27 protein-coding genes and 1 tRNA gene are annotated in these 20,077 nt (G+C 64.3%); 22 read left to right on the top strand and 6 right to left on the bottom strand.

All coding sequences use genetic code 11. From position 1 onward, the window contains the following. Window positions 1–1,041: a tRNA preQ1(34) S-adenosylmethionine ribosyltransferase-isomerase QueA gene (gene queA / locus WKW80_RS20525; protein WP_340365425.1), complete on the bottom strand. Its 1,041-nt coding sequence runs from the start codon at window positions 1,039–1,041 to the stop codon at window positions 1–3. 76 nt (window positions 1,042–1,117) lie between these two features. Here queA and recG point away from each other — a divergent pair, with 76 nt between their 5' ends. The 3 genes from recG (at window position 1,118) to ubiA (ending at window position 5,141) form a co-directional block, all read left to right on the top strand. Continuing rightward, a complete protein-coding gene (gene recG, locus WKW80_RS20530; protein ID WP_340365426.1) occupies window positions 1,118–3,211 on the top strand; it encodes an ATP-dependent DNA helicase RecG in 2,094 nt (697 codons plus the stop codon). Between the two features lie 71 nt (window positions 3,212–3,282). Continuing rightward, window positions 3,283–4,257: a LysR substrate-binding domain-containing protein gene (locus tag WKW80_RS20535; protein WP_340365427.1), complete on the top strand. Its 975-nt coding sequence runs from the start codon at window positions 3,283–3,285 to the stop codon at window positions 4,255–4,257. Beyond that, a complete protein-coding gene (gene ubiA / locus WKW80_RS20540) occupies window positions 4,254–5,141 on the top strand; it encodes a 4-hydroxybenzoate octaprenyltransferase (RefSeq protein WP_340365428.1) in 888 nt (295 codons plus the stop codon). Before WKW80_RS20535 ends, ubiA begins: the two co-directional genes overlap by 4 nt. A 50-nt stretch (window positions 5,142–5,191) precedes the next feature. Here ubiA and proC read toward each other — a convergent pair whose 3' ends face one another. Beyond that, entirely contained in the window at window positions 5,192–6,046 is an 855-nt protein-coding gene (proC, locus tag WKW80_RS20545) for a pyrroline-5-carboxylate reductase (protein WP_340365429.1), read from the bottom strand. Then, window positions 6,043–7,146, bottom strand: a complete 1,104-nt coding sequence (locus WKW80_RS20550) for an esterase-like activity of phytase family protein (protein WP_422822932.1) — start codon at window positions 7,144–7,146, stop codon at window positions 6,043–6,045. The genes proC and WKW80_RS20550 overlap by 4 nt, the downstream gene beginning before the upstream one ends. 326 nt (window positions 7,147–7,472) lie before the next feature. On the opposite strand from WKW80_RS20550, the gene rplN reads away from it, so the two are divergent. The 19 genes from rplN to WKW80_RS37345 all read left to right on the top strand — a co-directional run bounded on the left by rplN (window position 7,473) and on the right by WKW80_RS37345 (window position 16,557). Beyond that, window positions 7,473–7,841 carry a 50S ribosomal protein L14 gene (gene rplN / locus WKW80_RS20555; RefSeq protein ID WP_009124801.1) on the top strand — a complete coding sequence of 123 codons (369 nt, stop codon included), beginning with the start codon at window positions 7,473–7,475 and terminating at the stop codon, window positions 7,839–7,841. A gap of 12 nt (window positions 7,842–7,853) precedes the next feature. Continuing rightward, a complete protein-coding gene (gene rplX / locus WKW80_RS20560; RefSeq protein ID WP_340365431.1) occupies window positions 7,854–8,171 on the top strand; it encodes a 50S ribosomal protein L24 in 318 nt (105 codons plus the stop codon). An 11-nt stretch (window positions 8,172–8,182) separates the two neighbouring features. Beyond that, window positions 8,183–8,722: a 50S ribosomal protein L5 gene (gene rplE / locus WKW80_RS20565; RefSeq protein WP_340365432.1), complete on the top strand. Its 540-nt coding sequence runs from the start codon at window positions 8,183–8,185 to the stop codon at window positions 8,720–8,722. Between the two features lie 7 nt (window positions 8,723–8,729). Next, window positions 8,730–9,035, top strand: coding sequence for a 30S ribosomal protein S14 (gene rpsN / locus WKW80_RS20570; protein ID WP_038118843.1), 306 nt, complete (start codon window positions 8,730–8,732; stop codon window positions 9,033–9,035). A 20-nt stretch (window positions 9,036–9,055) separates the two neighbouring features. After that, window positions 9,056–9,451 (top strand): 30S ribosomal protein S8, encoded by a 396-nt coding sequence (rpsH, locus tag WKW80_RS20575; protein WP_340365433.1) that lies wholly within the window; start codon window positions 9,056–9,058, stop codon window positions 9,449–9,451. Between the two features lie 16 nt (window positions 9,452–9,467). Beyond that, entirely contained in the window at window positions 9,468–10,001 is a 534-nt protein-coding gene (gene rplF / locus WKW80_RS20580) for a 50S ribosomal protein L6 (protein ID WP_340365434.1), read from the top strand. A 14-nt stretch (window positions 10,002–10,015) separates the two neighbouring features. Then, complete coding sequence (gene rplR / locus WKW80_RS20585) at window positions 10,016–10,381, top strand: 50S ribosomal protein L18 (protein WP_340365470.1); 366 nt, start codon at window positions 10,016–10,018, stop codon at window positions 10,379–10,381. Between the two features lie 11 nt (window positions 10,382–10,392). After that, window positions 10,393–10,911, top strand: a complete 519-nt coding sequence (rpsE, locus tag WKW80_RS20590) for a 30S ribosomal protein S5 (RefSeq protein ID WP_140840889.1) — start codon at window positions 10,393–10,395, stop codon at window positions 10,909–10,911. Between the two features lie 10 nt (window positions 10,912–10,921). Next, window positions 10,922–11,104, top strand: coding sequence for a 50S ribosomal protein L30 (gene rpmD / locus WKW80_RS20595; protein ID WP_213958257.1), 183 nt, complete (start codon window positions 10,922–10,924; stop codon window positions 11,102–11,104). 11 nt (window positions 11,105–11,115) lie between these two features. After that, entirely contained in the window at window positions 11,116–11,547 is a 432-nt protein-coding gene (gene rplO / locus WKW80_RS20600; RefSeq protein WP_340365435.1) for a 50S ribosomal protein L15, read from the top strand. A gap of 24 nt (window positions 11,548–11,571) precedes the next feature. Continuing rightward, on the top strand, window positions 11,572–12,885 hold the full coding sequence (secY, locus tag WKW80_RS20605) for a preprotein translocase subunit SecY (protein WP_340365436.1): 1,314 nt from the start codon (window positions 11,572–11,574) through the stop codon (window positions 12,883–12,885). Between the two features lie 33 nt (window positions 12,886–12,918). Next, window positions 12,919–13,032, top strand: coding sequence for a 50S ribosomal protein L36 (gene rpmJ, locus WKW80_RS20610; RefSeq protein WP_038201958.1), 114 nt, complete (start codon window positions 12,919–12,921; stop codon window positions 13,030–13,032). 24 nt (window positions 13,033–13,056) lie between these two features. Continuing rightward, window positions 13,057–13,422, top strand: a complete 366-nt coding sequence (rpsM, locus tag WKW80_RS20615; protein WP_340365437.1) for a 30S ribosomal protein S13 — start codon at window positions 13,057–13,059, stop codon at window positions 13,420–13,422. Window positions 13,423–13,434: 12 nt separating this feature from the next. Then, a complete protein-coding gene (gene rpsK, locus WKW80_RS20620) occupies window positions 13,435–13,839 on the top strand; it encodes a 30S ribosomal protein S11 (protein ID WP_009124825.1) in 405 nt (134 codons plus the stop codon). Window positions 13,840–13,972: 133 nt separating this feature from the next. Next, entirely contained in the window at window positions 13,973–14,596 is a 624-nt protein-coding gene (rpsD, locus tag WKW80_RS20625; RefSeq protein WP_340365438.1) for a 30S ribosomal protein S4, read from the top strand. A gap of 135 nt (window positions 14,597–14,731) precedes the next feature. Continuing rightward, window positions 14,732–15,721 carry a DNA-directed RNA polymerase subunit alpha gene (locus WKW80_RS20630; RefSeq protein ID WP_340365439.1) on the top strand — a complete coding sequence of 330 codons (990 nt, stop codon included), beginning with the start codon at window positions 14,732–14,734 and terminating at the stop codon, window positions 15,719–15,721. Window positions 15,722–15,794: 73 nt separating this feature from the next. After that, the gene (gene rplQ / locus WKW80_RS20635; protein ID WP_340365440.1) at window positions 15,795–16,193 is read left to right on the top strand and encodes a 50S ribosomal protein L17; all 399 of its coding nucleotides are present in this window, start codon (window positions 15,795–15,797) and stop codon (window positions 16,191–16,193) included. An 18-nt stretch (window positions 16,194–16,211) separates the two neighbouring features. Then, window positions 16,212–16,288: transfer RNA gene (locus tag WKW80_RS20640), tRNA-Met, on the top strand. A 131-nt stretch (window positions 16,289–16,419) separates the two neighbouring features. Continuing rightward, a complete protein-coding gene (locus WKW80_RS37345; RefSeq protein WP_422822933.1) occupies window positions 16,420–16,557 on the top strand; it encodes a pentapeptide repeat-containing protein in 138 nt (45 codons plus the stop codon). Window positions 16,558–16,581: 24 nt separating this feature from the next. On the opposite strand, the gene WKW80_RS20645 is transcribed toward WKW80_RS37345, so the two are convergent. From WKW80_RS20645 to WKW80_RS20655, 3 genes are all read right to left on the bottom strand, one after another. Further along, window positions 16,582–16,977, bottom strand: a complete 396-nt coding sequence (locus WKW80_RS20645) for a RidA family protein (protein WP_340365441.1) — start codon at window positions 16,975–16,977, stop codon at window positions 16,582–16,584. Window positions 16,978–16,979: 2 nt separating this feature from the next. Beyond that, window positions 16,980–18,590, bottom strand: a complete 1,611-nt coding sequence (locus tag WKW80_RS20650) for an AMP-binding protein (RefSeq protein WP_340365442.1) — start codon at window positions 18,588–18,590, stop codon at window positions 16,980–16,982. A 64-nt stretch (window positions 18,591–18,654) separates the two neighbouring features. Continuing rightward, window positions 18,655–19,914, bottom strand: a complete 1,260-nt coding sequence (locus tag WKW80_RS20655) for an acyl-CoA dehydrogenase family protein (RefSeq protein WP_340365443.1) — start codon at window positions 19,912–19,914, stop codon at window positions 18,655–18,657. Window positions 19,915–20,077 lie beyond the last annotated feature (163 nt).

The raw sequence follows: 20,077 nt of genomic DNA on the forward strand, positions 1-20,077 counted from the left end.
TCAGGGTTGGCGCACGAGCAGCATGGCGTCGCCGTAACTGAAGAAACGGTAGCGCTCGCGGATCGCGTGCGCGTAGAGCGCCATCACGCGCTCGTAGCCGGCGAAGGCGCTGACCAGCATCATCAGCGTGCTCTTGGGCAGGTGGAAATTGGTGACGAGCAGGTCGACGTGCGCGAAGGCAAAGCCCGGCGTGATGAAGATGCGCGTATCGCCCGTGGCCTCGCCGCTCCTTGCCCACGATTCGAGCGTGCGAACGGTCGTGGTGCCGACGGCGACCACGCGGCCGCCGCGCGCCTTGCAATCGGCAATGGCTTGCTGCGTGAGGACGGGGACCTCGTATCGTTCGGCATGCATCTCGTGCTCGGCGATGTTCTCGACCTTCACCGGCTGAAAGGTGCCGGCGCCGACGTGCAGCGTGACGTTGGCGCGCTGCACGCCACGTGCGTCGAGTTCGGCCAGCAGCGCTTCGTCGAAATGCAGCGCCGCGGTCGGGGCGGCGACGGCGCCGGGTACGCGCGCGAACACGGTCTGGTAGCGGCTTTCGTCCTCGGCCGAATCCGTGTGCTCGATGTAGGGCGGCAGCGGCACATGGCCGCAGCGGCTCATCAGCGCGTAGGGGTCTTCGCCCGCATCGCTTTCGAAGGTGAAATGGAACAGGGCGCCGTTGGCATCGGGCCATCGCCCCATCAGTGTCGCGCGAAAGCCGCCGGCCATCTGCAGCACGGTGCCGATGTGGGGCTTCTTGCTGACCTTCATGTGCGCCACGACCTCGTGCCCGGCCAGTACGCGCTCGACCAGCAATTCGAGCTTGCCGCCGGTCGGCTTCTCGCCGAAGAGGCGCGCCTTGACCACGCGTGTGTCGTTGAACACCAGCAGGTCGCCCGCGCGCAGCAGCGAGGGCAGGGTCTTGAAGATGCGGTCGATTGGCGCGGGGCCGGTGCCATCGAGCAGTCGGGAAGACGTGCGTTCCGGGGCGGGGTGTTGTGCCACCAGTTCAGGGGGCAGTTGGAAATCGAAATCGGAGAGAGAAAAGTTGCGCATGCGCTTGAGGGCCGAACGGGCCCGTTCCAAGTGAAGGGGCGAATTTTCCCATGCCCGGCCAAGGCAGAATCGCCCGATGGTCGAATCACCTGCCGCTCGCGCTCCCGCTTCACCGCCCGGCAGTGGCCCGAGCCCGGTCCAGCGCGCACTGCGCAAGCTCGGCCTGTTGCGCGACATCGACTTCGCGCTGTACCTGCCGATGCGCTATGAAGACGAGACGCGCGTCGTGCGGCTGGTCGACACCCGCGATGGCGACCTCGCGCAGATCGAAGGCGTCGTCGTGGCAAGCGAGGTCACCTACCGGCCGCGACGCCAGTTGCTGGTGACGCTCGACGATGGCAGCGACACCTGCATCCTGCGCTTCTTCAACTTCTATCCGTCGCAGCAAAAGCAACTCGAAGTTGGTGCGAAGGTGCGCGTGCGCGGCGAATTGAAGGGCGGCTTCCTGGGGCGGCAGATCATGCAGCCGAGCGTCAAGAGCGCCGGCACCGAGTTGCCGCAGGCGCTGACGCCCGTCTACTCGACGATCGCAGGACTGGCGCAGCCGGTGTTGCGGCGCGAGGTGCGCTCCGGCCTGGCGCGCGCGGTGCTCGACGAGACGATTCCCCAGCAGAACCTGCCGCACCGCGCATGGGGCCTGCGCGACGCGCTGACGTTCCTGCATTACCCGACGCCCGACGTGGCAATGGCCACGCTGGAAGACCACAGCCACCCCGCCTGGCAGCGGCTCAAGGCCGAGGAGTTGCTGGCGCAGCAACTTTCGCAACTGCAGGCGCGGCGCGAGCGAGCGTCCCAGCGTGCGCCAATGCTCGACGCCGTTCGCACGCCGACGTCGCTGCATGCGCAGTTGATGAGCGTGCTCCCTTTCGCATTGACTGGCGCGCAGGCGCGCGTAGGCGAGGAGATCGCCAGGGACCTGACACGCTCCCTCCCGATGCACCGCTTGCTGCAAGGCGATGTCGGCTCCGGCAAGACGGTGGTGGCCGCACTGGCGGCTGCGCTGTGCATCGACGCCGGCCATCAATGCGCGCTGATGGCGCCCACCGAAATCCTCGCGTCGCAGCACTTCGGCAAGCTGGTGAGCTGGCTGGATCCGCTGCTGCTCGAGCGCGGCTTGCGCGTGGCGTGGCTCACCGGCAGCCAGAAGAAAAAAGAGCGCGACACCATGGCCGCCGCCGTCGAGAGCGGCGAGGCGGCGCTGGTGATCGGCACGCACGCCGTGATTTCCGAGAAGGTGCGGTTCAAGCATCTCGCACTCGCCATCATCGACGAGCAGCATCGTTTCGGCGTCGCGCAAAGGCTGGCGCTGCGCGGCAAGGCGGTCGAGGGAATGGAGCCGCATTTGCTGATGATGAGCGCCACGCCCATTCCGCGCACGCTCGCGATGAGCTACTACGCCGACCTCGATGTCTCCACCCTCGACGAACTGCCGCCCGGCCGCACGCCCATCGTCACCAAGCTGGTGGCCGACCATCGGCGCGACGAGGTGATCGCGCGCATCCAGGCCCAGCTCGCACAGGGCCGACAGGTGTATTGGGTGTGCCCGCTGATCGAGGAAAGCGAGGCGATGGACTTGCGCAATGCGACCGAAACGCGCGACGAGTTGGCCGATACGCTCGGTGCCGACGTCAGCGTCGGCCTGCTGCATTCGCGCATGCCGACCGCAGAGAAGCAGGCGGTGATGGCGAGCTTCACCGAGGGAGCGCTGCAGGTGCTGGTGAGCACCACCGTCATTGAGGTCGGCGTCGACGTGCCCAACGCTTCGTTGATGGTGATCGAGCACGCCGAACGCTTCGGCCTGTCGCAACTGCATCAGCTGCGCGGACGCGTCGGGCGCGGCACGGCCGCTTCGGCCTGCGTGCTGCTCTATGCGCCCAACGAAGGCGGCCGCGTCGGCGAGGCGGCGCGCGCGCGGCTCAAGGCGATGGTCGAGACCGGCGACGGCTTCGAGATCGCCCGGCGCGACCTCGAGATTCGCGGGCCGGGCGAATTCCTGGGCGCAAGGCAATCCGGCGCCCCGCTGCTGCGGTTCGCCGACCTCACGCAGGACGCGTTGCTGCTCGACTGGGCGAGAGAACTGGCGCCACGCATGCTGGACCGGCACCCGGACCTTGCGCAGCGTCATGTCGATCGCTGGCTGGGCAGCAAGTCGGAATACCTGAAGGCCTGACGAGTGCGGACTTGACCAGCCGCAGAGGCTGTCCATGTTCGGAGCAGCCCTTGCGCATAATCCCCAAAGCCATGACCCTGACCGAACTCAAATACATTGTTGCCGTCGCCCGCGAACGGCATTTCGGCAAGGCGGCCGAAGCCTGCTTCGTTTCACAGCCCACGCTTTCGGTGGCCATCAAGAAGCTGGAGGAAGAACTCGAGGTCAAGCTGTTCGAGCGCAGTGCCGGCGAAGTGACCGTCACGCCGCTCGGCGAGCAGGTCGTGCAGCAGGCCCAGATCGTGCTCGACCAGGCTGCCGCCATCAAGGAGATCGCCAAGCGCGGCAAGGATCCGCTCGCCGGGCCGCTGATCCTCGGCGTGATCTACACCATCGGCCCCTACCTGCTGCCCGACCTGGTGCGCCAGAACATCGCGCGCACGCCGCAGATGCCGCTCATGCTGCAGGAGAACTTCACCGCCAGGCTGCTCGAAATGCTGCGCTCCGGCGAGATCGACTGCGCGATCATGGCCGAGCCGTTTCCCGATGCGGGCCTTGCGGTTGCGCAGCTCTACGACGAACCCTTCATGGCCGCGCTGCCGGCGCACCATCCGCTGGCTTCGCGCTTGTCGGTCACGTCGGACGAACTCAAGAACGAGACGATGCTCTTGCTCGGCACCGGTCATTGCTTTCGCGACCACGTGCTGGAGGTATGCCCGGAATTCGCGCGCTTCTCGAGCAATGCCGAAGGCATCCGCAAGAGCTTCGAGGGCTCGTCGCTGGAAACAATCAAGCACATGGTGGCCGCCGGCATGGGCGTCACGCTGGTGCCGCGGCTCTCAGTGCCGGCCGACGCCTTGCCGACCAAGGCCAAGGGACGCACCGGCGGCAAGATCCAGGAGCAGATCGTGCGCTACCTCCCCATCGACGATGCCCATGGCGGCGAGCCGCCGACCCGGCGCGTGGTGCTCGCCTGGCGCCGCAGCTTCACGCGCTACGAGGCCATCGCCGCGCTGCGCAATGCGATCTATGCCTGCGAGTTGCCGGGGGTCAAGCGCCTCTCATGAACACTGACGCATCCCCGCCGCCCCCGGCGCGCGGGCGGCTTTCCCTCTACCTCGACCTGATCCGTTGGGACCGGCCTGCCGGATGGCTGCTGCTGCTCTGGCCCACGCTGGGCGCCCTGTGGTTCGCGGCGGACGGCTGGCCCGGATGGCACCTGCTCATCGTGTTCGTGCTGGGCACGATCCTCATGCGCAGCGCGGGCTGTTGCGTCAACGACGTGGCCGATCGCGACTTCGACCGCCACGTCAAGCGGACTGCGCAGCGCCCCGTGACGAGCGGGGCGATCTCGGTCAAGCAGGCGCTGTCGTTTGGCGCGCTGCTCGCGTTGGCCGCGTTCGCGCTCGTGCTCACGACCAACCGCATCACCGTGCTCTGGTCGTTCGGCGCGTTGGCGATCACGCTGATGTATCCGTTCGCAAAGCGCTTCGTGTCGATTCCGCAGGCTGTCCTCGGCATTGCCTTCAGCTTCGGCATTCCGATGTCCTTCGCGGCCGTACGCGGCGGCGTACCCGATCTGGCCTGGTGGTTGCTCGCGGGCAACCTGTTCTGGGTGCTGGCCTACGACACCGAATACGCAATGGTCGACCGCGACGACGACCTGAAGATCGGCATGAAGACCTCGGCCATCACCTTCGGCAGGTTCGACGTGGCCGCGGTCATGGTCAGCTATGCCGTCTTCATCGCGATCTGGGGATGCGTTGGCTACAGCCGGGGTCTTGGCGTCGTCTTCTTGCTGGCCGTCGCTGCGGCGATTGCGCAGGCCGCCTGGCACTGGCGGCTGATCCGCACCCGGACACGCGAAGGCTGCTTCAAGGCTTTCCGGCTGAACCACTGGCTGGGCTGCTCGCTGTTCGCCGGCATCGCGGTCGGATACGCATTGCGCTGAAATGGATGAAACACCCCGAAGCGCCTGCGGCGCCTCCGGGGTGTTTCATTTCATGCCTTGCCGAACTCCTCGCCAAGCTCTTTCGCCCTTGCTTGCGCCGCCCGTATCGCGTCCTTGAATTTCGCCTTGACTTGTGCGCCTTCCAGCGAGGTGATCGCGGCGTAAGTGGTGCCGCCCTTGGACGTCACGCGCTCGCGCAGCACCGAAGGAGGTTCGGTCGATCCGCTCGCCAGAGCCGAGGCGCCGGTGAACGTGCCGACTGCGAGTTGGTGGGCCTGCTCGGGCGTCAACCCCATGTCGATACCGGCTTCGGTCATCGCCTCGATGAAATAGAACACGTAGGCGGGCCCGGAACCGGACATCGCGGTCACCGCATCGAGATCGCTTTCCCGGTCGACCCAAAGCATCTGGCCCGTGGGCGCAAGCACCTGTTCGACCAGCGCGCGGGCGTCGATGGCGGCGACTCGGGCAAACAATGCCGTCACGCCCTGGCCAATCAACGCCGGCGTGTTGGGCATGGCGCGCACGATGCGCTCGCTGCCGAGCCACCGGGCGATGCTGTCGGACGGAATGCCTGCCGCCACGCTCAGGTGCAACGCCCGTGCAGCATGGGCGCGCACGGGTTGGGCAGCCTCGGCAAACATCTGCGGCTTCACGGCCCAGACCAGCAATTCGCAGCGCGACAACGCAGCGCCCGCCTCGGCCAGTGCCGCGATGCCAAAGTCCCGTGCGAGCCGGACGCGGGCCTCTTCGAATGGCTCGACCACTTCGAATGCCGTGGCCGGCACGCCCTTGCGGATCAATCCGCCCAGGATGGCGCTGGCCATGTTGCCGCCGCCGATGAAACCAATGGGCGGCAAGGAGACGGTGTCGGGGTGGGCGGAGAAGTTGGTGGTGATGGTCATGGTCTGTCGGTGAACTCGAAGGCGGCGAACTGCGTGATTTGCAGCGGGTTGAAATTGTCGTCGCTGACCACGACCAGCATGCGGTGGCCGCTGCGCAGCGGCGGGCCCCAGCACATGCCCTCGGTGTTGTCGAGACGAGAGAGGCCCAGCGTCGAGAAATCGGCGACCAGCAACTTCGGGGCCGGCCGGTGGTTGCCGGGCGCGAGTACGTCGATGGCCAGCACATCCTGGGTGCCGCGCGTGTCGATTTCATACAGCCGCAGCGAATGCCCGGAACCGGAGGCGTATGCGCGCTCGAGCACCAGCATCCGGTGCGTGTCGAGCATCAGGATCTCGGTGACACCGTTGTCGGCGTAGGTGCCCGGCAAGAGCGGGCGCAGCGGGATGGCGTCGGGTACATAGGCGATCTGGCGCAACACGCGGCCAGTGGCCAGGTCGAGTTCGGTGAAACGGCAGGGGCCGCCGGGTGCGTTGACTGTCGGTACCGGGCCATCCTGGATCAGCGCGCTCTCCATGGCGAGCCATGCCGTTCGGTGGCTGGGCGTCAGTGCCAGGCCCTCGAACCCGAGGTTGTCGCGGGTGCCGCGCTTTCCGTCCGGCGTGGGCTCGAACATCGACGGCAGCGCAAACTGCCGCAACAGCCTACCGTCGCGCCGGCATTCATATAGAGCAGGGCCGAAACCGCGCACTTCGTCGCCCTCGGAAGCCCAGAGGATGGTGTCGGTGTCCGGGCGGCGCCGCATCGCCTCGGGGTCGGGCACGGGCACGCCCTTGGGCGCCACGTTCCGCGCGGGCCAAGTCGTATTGTCCGCCTGCCTCAGCGTCGTGACGCCGGTGAGTGCCGGCGGCCCGCCGCCGCCGGCAGTCCAATTCGCCGTGTAGAAGCGCTCGGGTCCGAAGTTGGACCGGTCATCCGAAAGAAGCAAATACTCACGTCGAACGGCGTCATAGTCCATCCCGGAGAGGCCGCCCACCGTGGTGCCGTCATAGGTCATGCGGTGCGGCAGCCGTGCTTCCTCCAGCAGCCGCATCCGGCCGGGCTGTTTCGCCGCCGTCAGTTGACTGTTGCATCCGAACAACGGCAGGGCCAGGCCCGCCATTCCGGCCAGCACTCGGCGCCTCGTCAGGCGACTCGTCGGACGCCTCGTCGGACGTCTCGTCGGACGTCTCGTCGAACGTCTCGTGAGGCGTGGAGGGGCTGGCTGCATCGGCACGACCGCGAGTCTAGCCAGATTGCGTGCGTCGACGCCCGCGAGTTGACAGCCCTGAAACACCGTGGCACAATCGCGGGCTTCGCTTGAAAAGGCGAGGCTTTCCGCCCATACGGATGCTCTTCAAGTGGTTTGAGGAGCAAACGACGGGCCCAAGACTGACTGGCGCCGCTTCATCCTGGAGCGACAACGGTACAAGTTGGGAACTACGAACAATGATCCAAACTGAATCCCGGCTCGAAGTGGCCGACAACACAGGCGCGAAATCCGTCCTGTGTATCAAGGTGCTTGGCGGCTCGAAGCGTCGCTACGCCAGCGTTGGCGACGTCATCAAGGTCAGCATCAAAGAAGCTGCACCCCGTGGCCGCGTCAAGAAGGGCGAAATCTACAGCGCCGTGGTGGTTCGCACCGCCAAGGGCATCCGTCGCGCCGACGGTTCGCTCGTCAAGTTCGACGGCAATGCCGCCGTGCTGCTCAATGCCAAGCTGGAGCCGATCGGCACCCGCATCTTCGGACCGGTCACGCGCGAGTTGCGCACCGAGAAGTTCATGAAGATCGTCTCGCTGGCTCCCGAAGTTCTCTAAGGATTCAACGCCATGAACAAGATTCGCAAAGGCGACCAGGTCATCGTGTTGGCCGGCCGTGACAAGGGCAAGCGCGGCACCGTTTCGCTGCGCAAGGACGACTCGCACCTGATCGTCGACGGCATCAACATCGTCAAGAAGCACGCCAAGCCGAACCCGCTCAAGGGTGCGGCGGGCGGCATCGTTGAAAAGACCATGCCGATTCACCAATCCAACGTGGCGATCTTCAATGCCGCGACCGGCAAGGCCGATCGCGTGGGCATCAAGATCACGGACGGCAAGCGCGTGCGCGTTTACAAGTCCAGCGGCGAAGAAATCAAGGTCGCCTAAGAGGTAATCACATGGCACGACTCCAACAACACTATCGCGAAAAGGTCGCGAAAGACCTGGCCGAAAAGTTCGGCTACACCTCGCCGATGCAGGTGCCCCGCCTGACCAAGATCACGCTCAACATGGGTGTGGGCGAAGCGGTTGCCGACAAGAAGGTTCTCGACAACGCCGTTGCCGACCTGACCAAGATTGCCGGCCAGAAGCCCGTCGTCACCAAGTCGAAGAAGGCCATCGCCGGCTTCAAGATCCGTGAGCAACAGCCGATCGGCTGCATGGTCACGCTGCGCGGCGTGCAGATGTATGAGTTCCTTGACCGTTTCGTGACCGTGGCCCTGCCGCGCGTTCGCGACTTCCGCGGCATCTCCGGCCGCGCTTTCGACGGCCGTGGCAACTACAACATCGGCGTGAAAGAGCAAATCATTTTCCCCGAGATCGAATACGACAAGGTCGATGCCCTGCGCGGTCTCAACATCAGCATCACGACGACGGCCAAGACCGACGAAGAAGCCAAGGCGCTTCTCGCTGGCTTCCGTTTCCCGTTCAAGAACTGAGACGACCATGGCAAAAGCATCCCTGATCCAGCGCGAACTCAAGCGCGACAACCTGGTCGCCAAGTACGCTGCGAAGCACGCCGAACTGAAGGCGATTGCCAACGACGCGAAGAAGAGCGACGAAGAGCGCGCCGCTGCACGCCTCGGCCTGCAAAAGCTGCCGCGCAACGCGAACCCCACTCGCCAGCGCAACCGTTGCGAAATCACCGGTCGCCCCCGTGGCACCTTCCGTCAATTCGGTCTGGCTCGCGCCAAGATCCGCGAACTGGCTTTCAACGGCGACATCCCCGGTGTCACCAAGGCCAGCTGGTAAGCCAGGCAGGAGCAAACAACATGAGCATGAGTGATCCCATTGCCGACCTGCTGACGCGTATCCGCAACGCGCAGATGGTGGCGAAGCCGACCGTGTCGGTCCCGTCTTCCAAGGTGAAGGTCGCGATCGCACAAGTCCTGAAGGACGAAGGCTACATCGACGGTTTCCAGGTCAAGACCGAAGCCGGCAAGAGCGAACTTGAAATCGCGCTGAAGTACTACGCTGGCCGTCCGGTCATCGAGCGTATCGAGCGCGTGAGCCGCCCCGGCCTGCGCGTCTACAAGGCCAGCGCCGCCATTCCGCAAGTGCAGAACGGCCTTGGCGTAGCCATCGTGACCACGCCCAAGGGCGTGATGACGGACCGCAAGGCCCGCGCCAACGGCGTTGGTGGCGAAGTCCTGTGCTACGTCGCCTGATCGAGGAGCCGAACAAATGTCCCGAGTAGGAAAAATGCCGGTCGCCATCCCCGCAGGCGTGGATGTGTCGATCAAGGACGACCAGATCAACGTGAAGGGCACGGGCGGCACGCTCGCGCTGACCCGCAACGCGCTGGTCAACGTCACGAACAACGATGGCAAGCTGAGCTTCGAGCCCGCCAACGATTCGCGCGAAGCGAATGCGATGAGCGGCACGCTGCGCCAGCTGGTCAACAACATGGTGGTCGGTGTGACCAAGGGCTTCGAGAAGAAGCTGAACCTGGTCGGCGTGGGCTACAAGGCCGCTGCCCAGGGCGCCAAGCTGAACCTCCAGGTCGGCTATTCGCACCCGGTCAACATCGACATGCCGCAAGGCATCACCGTCGCCACCCCGACCCCGACCGAAGTCGTGATCAAGGGTGCCGACCGTCAACGCGTCGGCCAGATCGCCGCCGAGATCCGCGCTGTTCGTCCGCCCGAGCCCTACAAGGGCAAGGGGATCCGATATTCGGACGAGAAGATCGTGATCAAAGAGACCAAGAAGAAGTAAGGGGCAGCAAAATGGTGTTGACCAAAAAAGCACAACGTCTGCGCCGCTCGCGCCAGACCCGCATCCGGATCGCTACGCAAGGCGTTGCCCGCCTCACGGTGAACCGGACCAACCTGCACATCTACGCCACCGTCATCTCCGGCGACGGCGCCAAGGTGATCGCCACTGCGTCGACGGCCGAAGCCGAAGTCCGCAGTTCGCTCGGCGCATCGGGCAAGGGTGGCAATGCCGCCGCCGCCACGCTGATCGGCAAGCGCATCGCTGAAAAGGCGAAGGCTGCCGGCGTCGAGAAGGTCGCTTTCGACCGCGCAGGTTTTGCATACCACGGCCGCGTCAAGGCGCTGGCTGATGCGGCCCGCGAAGCCGGTCTGCAGTTCTAAGGAATTTCAAAATGGCAAAGATTCAGGCAAGAACGCAGAACGAAGGACCCGAGGACGGTCTGCGCGAGAAGATGATCGCGATCAACCGCGTCACCAAGGTGGTGAAGGGTGGTCGTATCCTCGGTTTCGCGGCACTGACCGTGGTCGGTGACGGCGACGGCAAGGTCGGCATGGGCAAGGGCAAGTCGAAGGAAGTGCCCGCTGCCGTGCAAAAGGCAATGGAAGAAGCCCGCCGCAACCTGTTCAAGATCTCGATCAAGAACGGCACGCTGCACCACCGCGTGACGGGTCACCATGGCGCCGCTTCTGTCGTCATGATCCCGGCACCGAAGGGTACCGGCATCATCGCCGGCGGCCCGATGCGCGCCGTGTTCGAAGTGTTGGGCATCACCGACATCGTGGCCAAGAGCCACGGTTCGTCGAATCCCTACAACATGGTCCGCGCCACGCTGGACGGCCTCAAGAACTCGACCACCGCTTCGGCTGTCGCTGCCAAGCGCGGCCTGACGGTCGAAGAGCTGTTCGCCTAAGGAGCTCGTGATGACGCAACAACAAACCGTCAAGGTGCAACTGGTGAAGAGCCCGATCGGCACCAAGCAGGCACACCGCGACACCGTGCGCGGCCTGGGCCTGCGCAAGCTCAACTCCGTGTCGGAGTTGCAGGACACGCCCGCAGTGCGCGGCATGATCAACAAGATCAGTTATCTGGTCAAAGTTCTGTAAGAGAGACTGATATGGAACTCAATGGCATCAAGCCGGCAGACGGCGCGAAGCACTACAAGCGTCGCGTCGGCCGCGGTATCGGTTCCGGCCTCGGAAAGACCGCAGGTCGCGGTCACAAGGGCCAGAAGTCGCGCGCTGGTGGCTTTCACAAGGTGGGCTTCGAAGGCGGTCAAATGCCGTTGCAGCGTCGCCTGCCGAAGCGCGGCTTCAAGTCGCAATCGCTCAAATACAACGCCGAAGTCACGCTGACGGCGCTGGAAGCCCTCGGTCTGGCCGAAGTCGACCTGCTGGCACTCAAGCAAGCTGGCCTCGTCGGCCAGATTGCCAAGGTCGTCAAGATCATCAAGACCGGTGAACTCACCAAGGCCGTCAAGTTGACCGGCGTCGGTGCAACGGCGGGTGCCAAGGCTGCGATCGAAGCAGCCGGCGGCAGCGTCGCTTAATTCGGCATTGGAAAGAAGGCTGTAGTGGCAACCAACGCGGCAACGCTCGCAAAGACTGGCAAGTTCGGTGACCTGCGTCGCCGGCTCGTCTTCTTGCTGCTAGCCCTTGTGGTCTATCGGATCGGTGCGCACATTCCGGTTCCGGGCATCAACCCGGACCAGTTGGCGCAGTTGTTCCAGGGCCAGCAAGGCGGCATCCTGAGCCTGTTCAACATGTTCTCGGGCGGCGCACTTTCGCGCTTCACCGTGTTCGCGTTGGGCATCATGCCGTACATCTCCGCGTCGATCATCATGCAGTTGATGACATACGTGTTGCCCACCTTCGAGCAGATGAAGAAGGAAGGCGAGGCAGGTCGTCGCAAGATCACGCAGTACACGCGCTATGGCGCGCTGGGCCTGGCACTGTTCCAGTCGTTCAGCATTGCCGTGGCGCTGGAATCGTCGGCTGGCCTTGTGATTTCGCCCGGCTTCGGCTTCCGCCTGACAGCGATGTTCAGCCTCACCGCTGGCTCGATGTTCCTGATGTGGCTCGGCGAGCAGATTACGGAACGCGGCCTGGGCAACGGTATCTCGATCCTGATCTTCGCGGGTATCGCGGCCGGTTTGCCCAATGCCATCGGCGGCCTGGCTTCGCTGGTCTCGACAGGCGCGATGAATCCGCTGGTGGCGTTGTTCATCGTTGCGGTCGTCTGCCTGGTCACGTACTTCGTGGTGTTCGTCGAGCGCGGCCAGCGCAAGATCCTCGTGAACTATGCGCGGCGCCAGGTCGGCAACAAGGTCTACGGCGGCCAGTCGTCGCACCTGCCTCTGAAGCTGAATATGGCGGGCGTGATTCCTCCGATCTTCGCTTCGTCGATCATCCTGTTGCCGGCAACGGTCGTGGGCTGGTTCAGCACGGGTGAAGGCGGCTTCCGCTGGATCAAGGACGTGGCCGGCGCGTTGCGCCCCGGCGAGCCCATCTACGTGTTGCTGTACGCAGCAGCCATCGTGTTCTTCTGCTTCTTCTACACGGCGTTGGTTTTCAACAGCCGCGAGACGGCAGACAACCTGAAGAAGAGCGGTGCGTTCATTCCGGGTATTCGCCCGGGTGACCAAACGGCTCGCTATATCGACAAGATCCTGGTCCGCCTGACACTGGCCGGCGCGGTGTATATCACCTTCGTCTGCCTGCTGCCCGAGTTCCTGATCCTCAAGTACAACGTGCCCTTCTATTTCGGCGGCACGTCGCTCTTGATCATCGTTGTGGTGACCATGGACTTCATGGCCCAGGTGCAGAACTACTTGATGTCCCAGCAGTATGAATCGCTGCTGAAGAAGGCCAACTTCAAGACGTCGTAAGCCAGGTTAACGAAAAGTTTTAGGAGAATTGAAATGAGAGTTTCGGCTTCGGTCAAAACCATCTGCCGTAATTGCAAGATCATCCGCCGCAAAGGTGTGGTGCGTGTGATCTGTACCGACCCGCGCCATAAGCAGCGCCAGGGTTGATTAGAGAAATATCAGAGGACGCACATGGCACGTATTGCTGGCATCAACATTCCGCCGCACAAGCACGCTGAAATCGGTCTGACGGCCATCTTCGGCATCGGACGCACCCGCGCCCGCAAGATCTGCGAAGCGACTGGCATCGAATATTCGAAGAAGATCAAGGATCTGACCGACGGCGATCTCGAGAAGATCCGCGACCAGATCGCGCTCTTCACGATCGAAGGTGACCTGCGTCGCGAGACGACGATGAACATCAAGCGCTTGATGGACATCGGCTGCTATCGCGGTTTCCGTCATCGCCGTGGTCTGCCGATGCGCGGCCAGCGTACGCGTACCAACGCCCGCACCCGCAAGGGTCCGCGCAAGGCCGCGCAGTCCCTGAAGAAATAAGGATAGAACAGCATGGCTAAAGCTCCTGCCAACAACGCCGCACAGCGCGTCCGCAAGAAGGTTCGCAAGAACGTTGCCGACGGCATCGCGCACGTGCACGCGTCGTTCAACAACACCATCATCACGATCACCGATCGTCAGGGCAACGCCCTGTCGTGGGCTTCGTCGGGTGGCCAAGGCTTCAAGGGTTCGCGCAAGTCGACGCCTTTCGCAGCCCAGGTCGCTTCGGAAGTCGCAGGCCGCGCCGCGGTCGAGCAAGGTATCAAGAACCTCGACGTCGAGATCAAGGGCCCCGGCCCGGGTCGTGAATCGTCGGTGCGCGCCCTGGCCGCACTGGGCATTCGCATCAACTCGATCGCCGACGTGACGCCAGTGCCGCACAACGGCTGCCGTCCGCAAAAGCGTCGTCGCATCTAAGGCGACAACGCCCCGGCGCAGCCTGCTTCACAGCGGCTGCGCATTTTGTTTTTCAACAAGCCCACCGCCATCGGCACGCCGCTGATGGCTCCCGCAGGCAAAACCTGCGGCAGATGACACAAAGGAAGATCTCGTGGCACGCTACCTCGGCCCCAAGGCCAAACTCTCCCGCCGTGAAGGCACCGACCTGTTCCTGAAGAGCGCCCGCCGCTCGATCCAGGACAAGTCGAAGTTCGATTCGAAGCCCGGTCAGCACGGCCGCACCTCGGGTCAGCGCACTTCCGACTTCGGCCTGCAACTGCGCGAAAAGCAGAAGGTCAAGCGCATGTACGGTGTGCTGGAAAAGCAATTCCGCCGCTACTTCGAAGAAGCCGATCGCCGCCGTGGCAACACCGGCGCGAACCTGCTGTTCATCCTCGAATCGCGCCTGGACAACGTCGTCTATCGCATGGGCTTCGGCTCGACCCGCGCCGAAGCACGCCAGCTGGTGTCGCACAAGGCGATCACCGTGAACGGCCAGTCGGTCAACATCCCGTCGTACCTGGTCAAGACCGGCGACGTGATCGCCGTGCGCGACAAGTCGAAGAAGCAGACCCGCATCGCTGAAGCCCTGCAACTGGCATCGCAAGTCGGCATGCCGGCATGGGTCGAAGTGAACGCCGACAAGGCGGAAGGCACGTTCAAGAAGGTGCCGGATCGCGACGAATTCGCGGCCGACATCAACGAATCGCTGATCGTCGAACTCTATTCGCGTTGATTTTCTTCCCGCGCCGTGTGGCGCGGGTTGCTGTTTTTTTTGTTATCCCGTTCCTGGCGCGCCCCGTTCCGTGCGCCGGGCGCTTCACCAGCCTTACCGGTGTAACGAACCGGGGGTATTGAGAGGAAGTCCTGAATGCAAACAACCCTGCTGAAACCCAAGACCATCCAGGTCGAGCAACTCGCGCCGAACAAGGCGAAGGTCACGCTCGAGCCCTTCGAGCGCGGCTACGGCCACACGCTCGGCAACGCGCTGCGTCGCGTCCTGCTCTCGTCGATGGTTGGTTATTCGGCGACCGAAGTCACCATCGCTGGCGTTCTGCACGAGTACTCGTCGATCGACGGCGTCCAGGAAGATGTGGTCAACATCCTCCTGAACCTCAAGGGCGTGGTGTTCAAGCTCCACAACCGCGATGAAGTCACGCTGAGCCTGCGCAAGGACGGCGAAGGCGCGGTGACGGCTTCCGACATCCAGACGCCGCACGACGTCGAGATCATCAACCCCGACCACGTGATCGCGAACCTGTCGCAGGGCGGCAAGCTCGACATGCAGATCAAGGTGGAAAAGGGCCGCGGCTATGTGCCCGGCACGATGCGCCGCTATGCTGACGAGCCGACCAAGTCGATCGGCCGCATCGTCCTTGACGCGTCGTTCTCGCCGGTCAAGCGGGTGAGCTACACGGTCGAAAGCGCCCGCGTGGAACAGCGCACCGACCTGGACAAGCTGCTGGTCGAGATCGAGACCAACGGTGCGATCACCGCCGAAGACGCCGTGCGCGCGTCGGCCAAGATCCTCGTTGAACAGCTCGCCGTGTTCGCACAGCTCGAAGGCGGCGAACTGGCAGCGTTCGATGCGCCGGCACCGCGCAGCGCACAGCAATTCGACCCGATCCTGCTGCGCCCTGTCGACGAACTCGAACTGACGGTGCGTTCGGCCAACTGCCTGAAGGCCGAGAACATCTACTACATCGGTGACTTGATCCAGCGTACCGAGAACGAGTTGCTCAAGACCCCGAACCTGGGTCGCAAGTCGCTCAACGAAATCAAGGAAGTGCTTGCCTCGCGCGGCCTCACCTTGGGCATGAAGCTCGAAAGCTGGCCGCCGGCCGGCCTCGACAAGCGTTAATCCGAAGCGGTCATCCGCGAAGGGCAGTACCTGACACGGCTGCCTTTATTAAAAACCTCGAAAGGAACTCAAAATGCGTCACGGTCACGGCCTCCGCAAACTCAACCGCACCAGCTCGCACCGCCTCGCGATGCTGCAGAACATGATGAACTCGCTCATCGAGCATGAAGTCATCAAGACCACGGTGCCCAAGGCTAAGGAACTGCGCCGCGTCATCGAACCGATGATCACGCTGGCCAAGAAGCCGACGGTTGCCAACAAGCGCCTCGCTTTCGACCGCCTGCGCGACCGTGACAGCGTCGTCAAGCTGTTCAATGATCTGGGCCCGCGTTTTGCGGCACGTCCAGGTGGCTACACGCGCATCTTGAAGATGGGTTTCCGCGTGGGCGACAACGCACCCATGGCGCTGGTCGAGCTCGTCGATCGCCCCGAAGTAAAAGAAGCTTCTGCCGAGCAGAACGCTGCAGAATAAGTTATAATTCCATCTTGCCGCGCGATGGAGCAGCCTGGTAGCTCGTTGGGCTCATAACCCAAAGGTCGCAAGTTCAAATCTTGCTCGCGCAACCAAATTGAAAGGCCCTGTTTTCGAACAGGGCCTTTTTTATTTTGCAGGCCATCGATCGCGGCATCAGGCGGGCGAAATCGACCGCCGGCCATCAATCAGGGAACCCTCAAATCAGGCAACCTGAATCGGCAGCATCAATCGGGCAACCCTCAACCAGGCAACCCTCAACCAGGTAACCCTCAACCAGGTAACCCTCAACCAGGTAACCCTCAACCAGGCAAGCCTCAACCAGGCAACCCTCAATCAGGCAGCCCTCAACCAGGCAACCTGAATCGGCAGCATCAATCAGGCGAGATCAATCCGGCAGTACCGCCGTCACCTCGATCTCCACCTTGGCGCGCTTCTCGACCAGCGCAGCAACCTGCACGCAGGTCATCGCGGGGAAGTTGCGGCCCATCGCCTCGCGGTACACCGGGCCGAGCTCGCGCAGGCGGGCGTTGTATTCGTCGCGGTCGGTGATGTACCAGGTCATGCGGACCATGTGCTCCGGCCCGGCGCCGGCTTCGCGCAGCACGGCGGCGATGTTGCGTAGCGCCTGGCCGGTCTGCTCGACGAAGTCGTCGGTCTCGAACTGCTGCTGTGCATTCCAGCCGATCTGTCCGCCGACAAAGATTTGCGTGCCGCGGGCAGCGATGCCGTTGGCATAGCCCTTGGGCGGTAGCCAGCCGGATGGTTGCAGGAATTGCATCATGGTCAAAGACTCCTCAATTTGAAACGTTGCAGCTTGCCGGTCTCGGTCCGTGGCAAGGCCTCGACGAAAGTGATTTCGCGCGGGTATTTGTAGGGGGCGATGGTGGCTTTCACGTGCTCCTGCAGCGCCTTGACGAGCACGCCATCGCCTGCTTGGCCGGGCTTGAGCACGCAGAAGGCCTTGACAATCATCCCGCGCTCGTCGTCAGGCTTGCCGATCACGCCGCATTCGGCCACGGCCGGGTGCTTGAGCAGTGCGTCCTCGACCTCCGGGCCGCCGACGTTGTAGCCGGCGGTGACGATCATGTCGTCGGCGCGCGCCTGGTAGAAGAAATAGCCGTCCTCGTCCTCGATGAAGGCATCGCCCGGGTAGTTCCAGCCGTTCTTCACGTAGGCCGTCTGGCGCGGGTCGTCGAGGTAGCGGCAGCCGACCGGCCCGATGATCGCGAGCTTGCCGACGGTGCCGCGCGGCACCTCGTTGCCTTCCTCGTCGACGACCCTGGCCGTGAAGCCGGGCACGGCCTTGCCGATGGCGCCGCGCTTCACTTCTTCGGGCGCGGCCGAGATGTAGATATGGAACACCTCGGTGCCGCCGATGCCGTCGAGCATCTCGATGCCGGTAGCGTCTTTCCAGAGCTGGCGCGTCGCATCGGGCAGGGCCTCGCCCGCGCTCACGCTGATGCGCAGGCTGGGCACGCTGATCTGCTTCGCGAACGGTGCGACCTGCCGGTAGAAGGTGGGCGCGGTGTAGGTGATCGTCGCGCCGCAATCGTTGATGAGCTTGACCATGCCTTCGGGCGTATAGCTGCCGTCGGGATAGAAGACCGAGGCGCCGGCCCACATCGGGAAGATCAGCAGGCCACCGAGGCCGAACGTGAACGCGAGCGGCGGGGAACCGAGCACGACGTCGTCGGGCCGTGCGCGCAGTACGTGCCGCGGCCAGGTCTCGCACATGGCGAGCACGTCGCGGTGCGTGGACACGGGTGCCTTGGGCTTGCCGGTGGTGCCCGACGTGAAGGCGAGCAGCGCGATGTCGTCGGCTGCGGTCGGGCAGGCGGTGAAGACGCCGTTCTTGGTCGCGGAATGCGCCTCGAGCGATGTGGCGCAGTCGGGCTGGTGGAAGGCGAGCACCGTCCTCAAGACGGGATGCGCTTCGCGTGCGGCCTCGAGCTCGGCCAGCAGCTTGCCGTCGCACAGCGCGGCGACGGGTTGCGATTTCTCGATGATGTCGCCCAGTTCCTTGGCGCGCAGCAACGGCATCGTCGCGACGGCGATCAGGCCGGCCTTCACCACGGCAAGCCAGGACAGCGCCATCTGGATCGAGTTGCCGCCGCGCAGCAGCACGCGGTTGCCGGGGACGAGGTGCAGGTCTTCGGTCAATACCTGTGCGATGCGGTTGACCTCGCGCGCGGCTTCCGCATAGGTCAGCGTGCGCGTCGGCGAGCGCAGCATGGGGTTGTTGGCGAAGCCCTTGGCAGGCGCCTTGTCGAGCAATTCCTCGACCAGGTTCAACTGGTCGGGCAACTGCAGTTCCGGCAAGTCGTACCGGAAGATGGGTAACTGGTCCGGCGGCGGAAGACGGTCGTGGACGAAGCGATCGACTTGAGCGGTCATTGAATAACCTCCGTGCTGCGCACCGCGGTGCGAGCTTGCTTGGGGCGGCCCTGCGTGGCGGTCATTAAATGACCTCCGTGCTTCGCACAGCGGTGCGAGCGCCTTCGGGCGGCCGGGCGGCGCTCATTGCGTTTCTCAGGACAGATTTGCCGATGATGAGTTGCTGGACTTCGGTCGCGCCTTCGTAGATGCGCAGCGAGCGAATGTCGCGATACAGGCTTTCGACCTTGCTGCCGACCTGCACGCCGAGGCCGCCGTGCAACTGCAGCGCCATGTCGATGACGCGCTGGGCGTTTTCCGTGGCGGTCATCTTGGCCATCGCGGCAGCGGCCGTCAGGTCGCCGGAGGGCTTCTGGCCGGTGCGCTCGGATTCGTCGCGCATCCATGCGGCCCGATAGGTGAGCAGCGCCGCGGCATCGACCAGCGCGGCCATATCGCCGAGCTTGGCCTGGGTGAGCTGGAAGTCGGCGAGCGGATGGCCGAACATCTGGCGGCGCTGGGCGTGTGCGACGGCTTCGGCCAGCGCGCGGCGCGCCATCCCGAGCGCGGCCGCGGCCACCGAGGCGCGGAAGATGTCGAGCGTGCGCATGGCCAGCTTGAATCCCCCGTTGAGCTCGCCCAGTTGCGCGGCTCGCGGCACGGTGCAATCGGTGAACTTCAACGTCGCCAGCGGGTGCGGCGCCATCACGTGGATGTGGCCCGAAGTGTCCAGCCCCGCGCTCGCCGCATCGACGATGAAGGCGGTGATGCCACGCGTGCCGCCTGTCGGGTCGGTCTTGGCGAAGGTGCAATAGAAGTCGGCGATGCCACCATTGCTGATCCAGGTCTTGTTGCCGTCGAGGCGCCAGCCAGCGGGTGTGGCCTCGGCCCGCATCGCCATCGCGCCGACGTCGGAGCCGGCGTCCGGCTCGCTCAGGGCGAAGGCAGCAATCTTGCTGCCGTTGGCAACGGCCGGCAGGTAGGCGGCCTGCTGTTCTGCGCTGCCGGCGAGCGTGATGGCACCGCTGCCGAGGCCCTGCATCGCGAAGGCGAAATCGGCCAGTGGCGAGTGGTAGGCCAGCGTCTCGCGCAGCAGCACCAGCGCGCGCGAATCGAGGCGCTCGAGCGCGCCGCCGGAAGCGGCAGGCACGCAGTAGCGCAGCCAGCCGCCGTCGCCGAGGCGGCGGACCCAGTCGCGGCAGGCGGCGCGGTCGTCGCTTTCGTCGACGTCCTGTGCCGCGGCCCAGGGCAGCAGGCCTTGCGCGAGCGCGCGGTGCGCGTCGTCGAAGAAGGGCAGCGCGAGGTGTGCGGTGGAGGGGGGAGTGGGTGGGGTGCTCAAGGTCACTTGCTCCGGGAGGTGGATCCAGAAAAATGGAAGCTGCGTCCGCAGTGCCGCGAACACGGCAATACCGGCTTCATAGGACCGCAGGGTTTGCCTGCGGCGAGGCGTTCGGCGAGGCGTCCGGCGCGGCGGCACGCATTGTCTGAAGACTGGTGGTAGACCATTT

It is taken from the genome of Variovorax humicola (genome assembly GCF_037889915.1).
Classification (GTDB): Bacteria; Pseudomonadota; Gammaproteobacteria; order Burkholderiales; family Burkholderiaceae_C; genus Variovorax; species Variovorax humicola.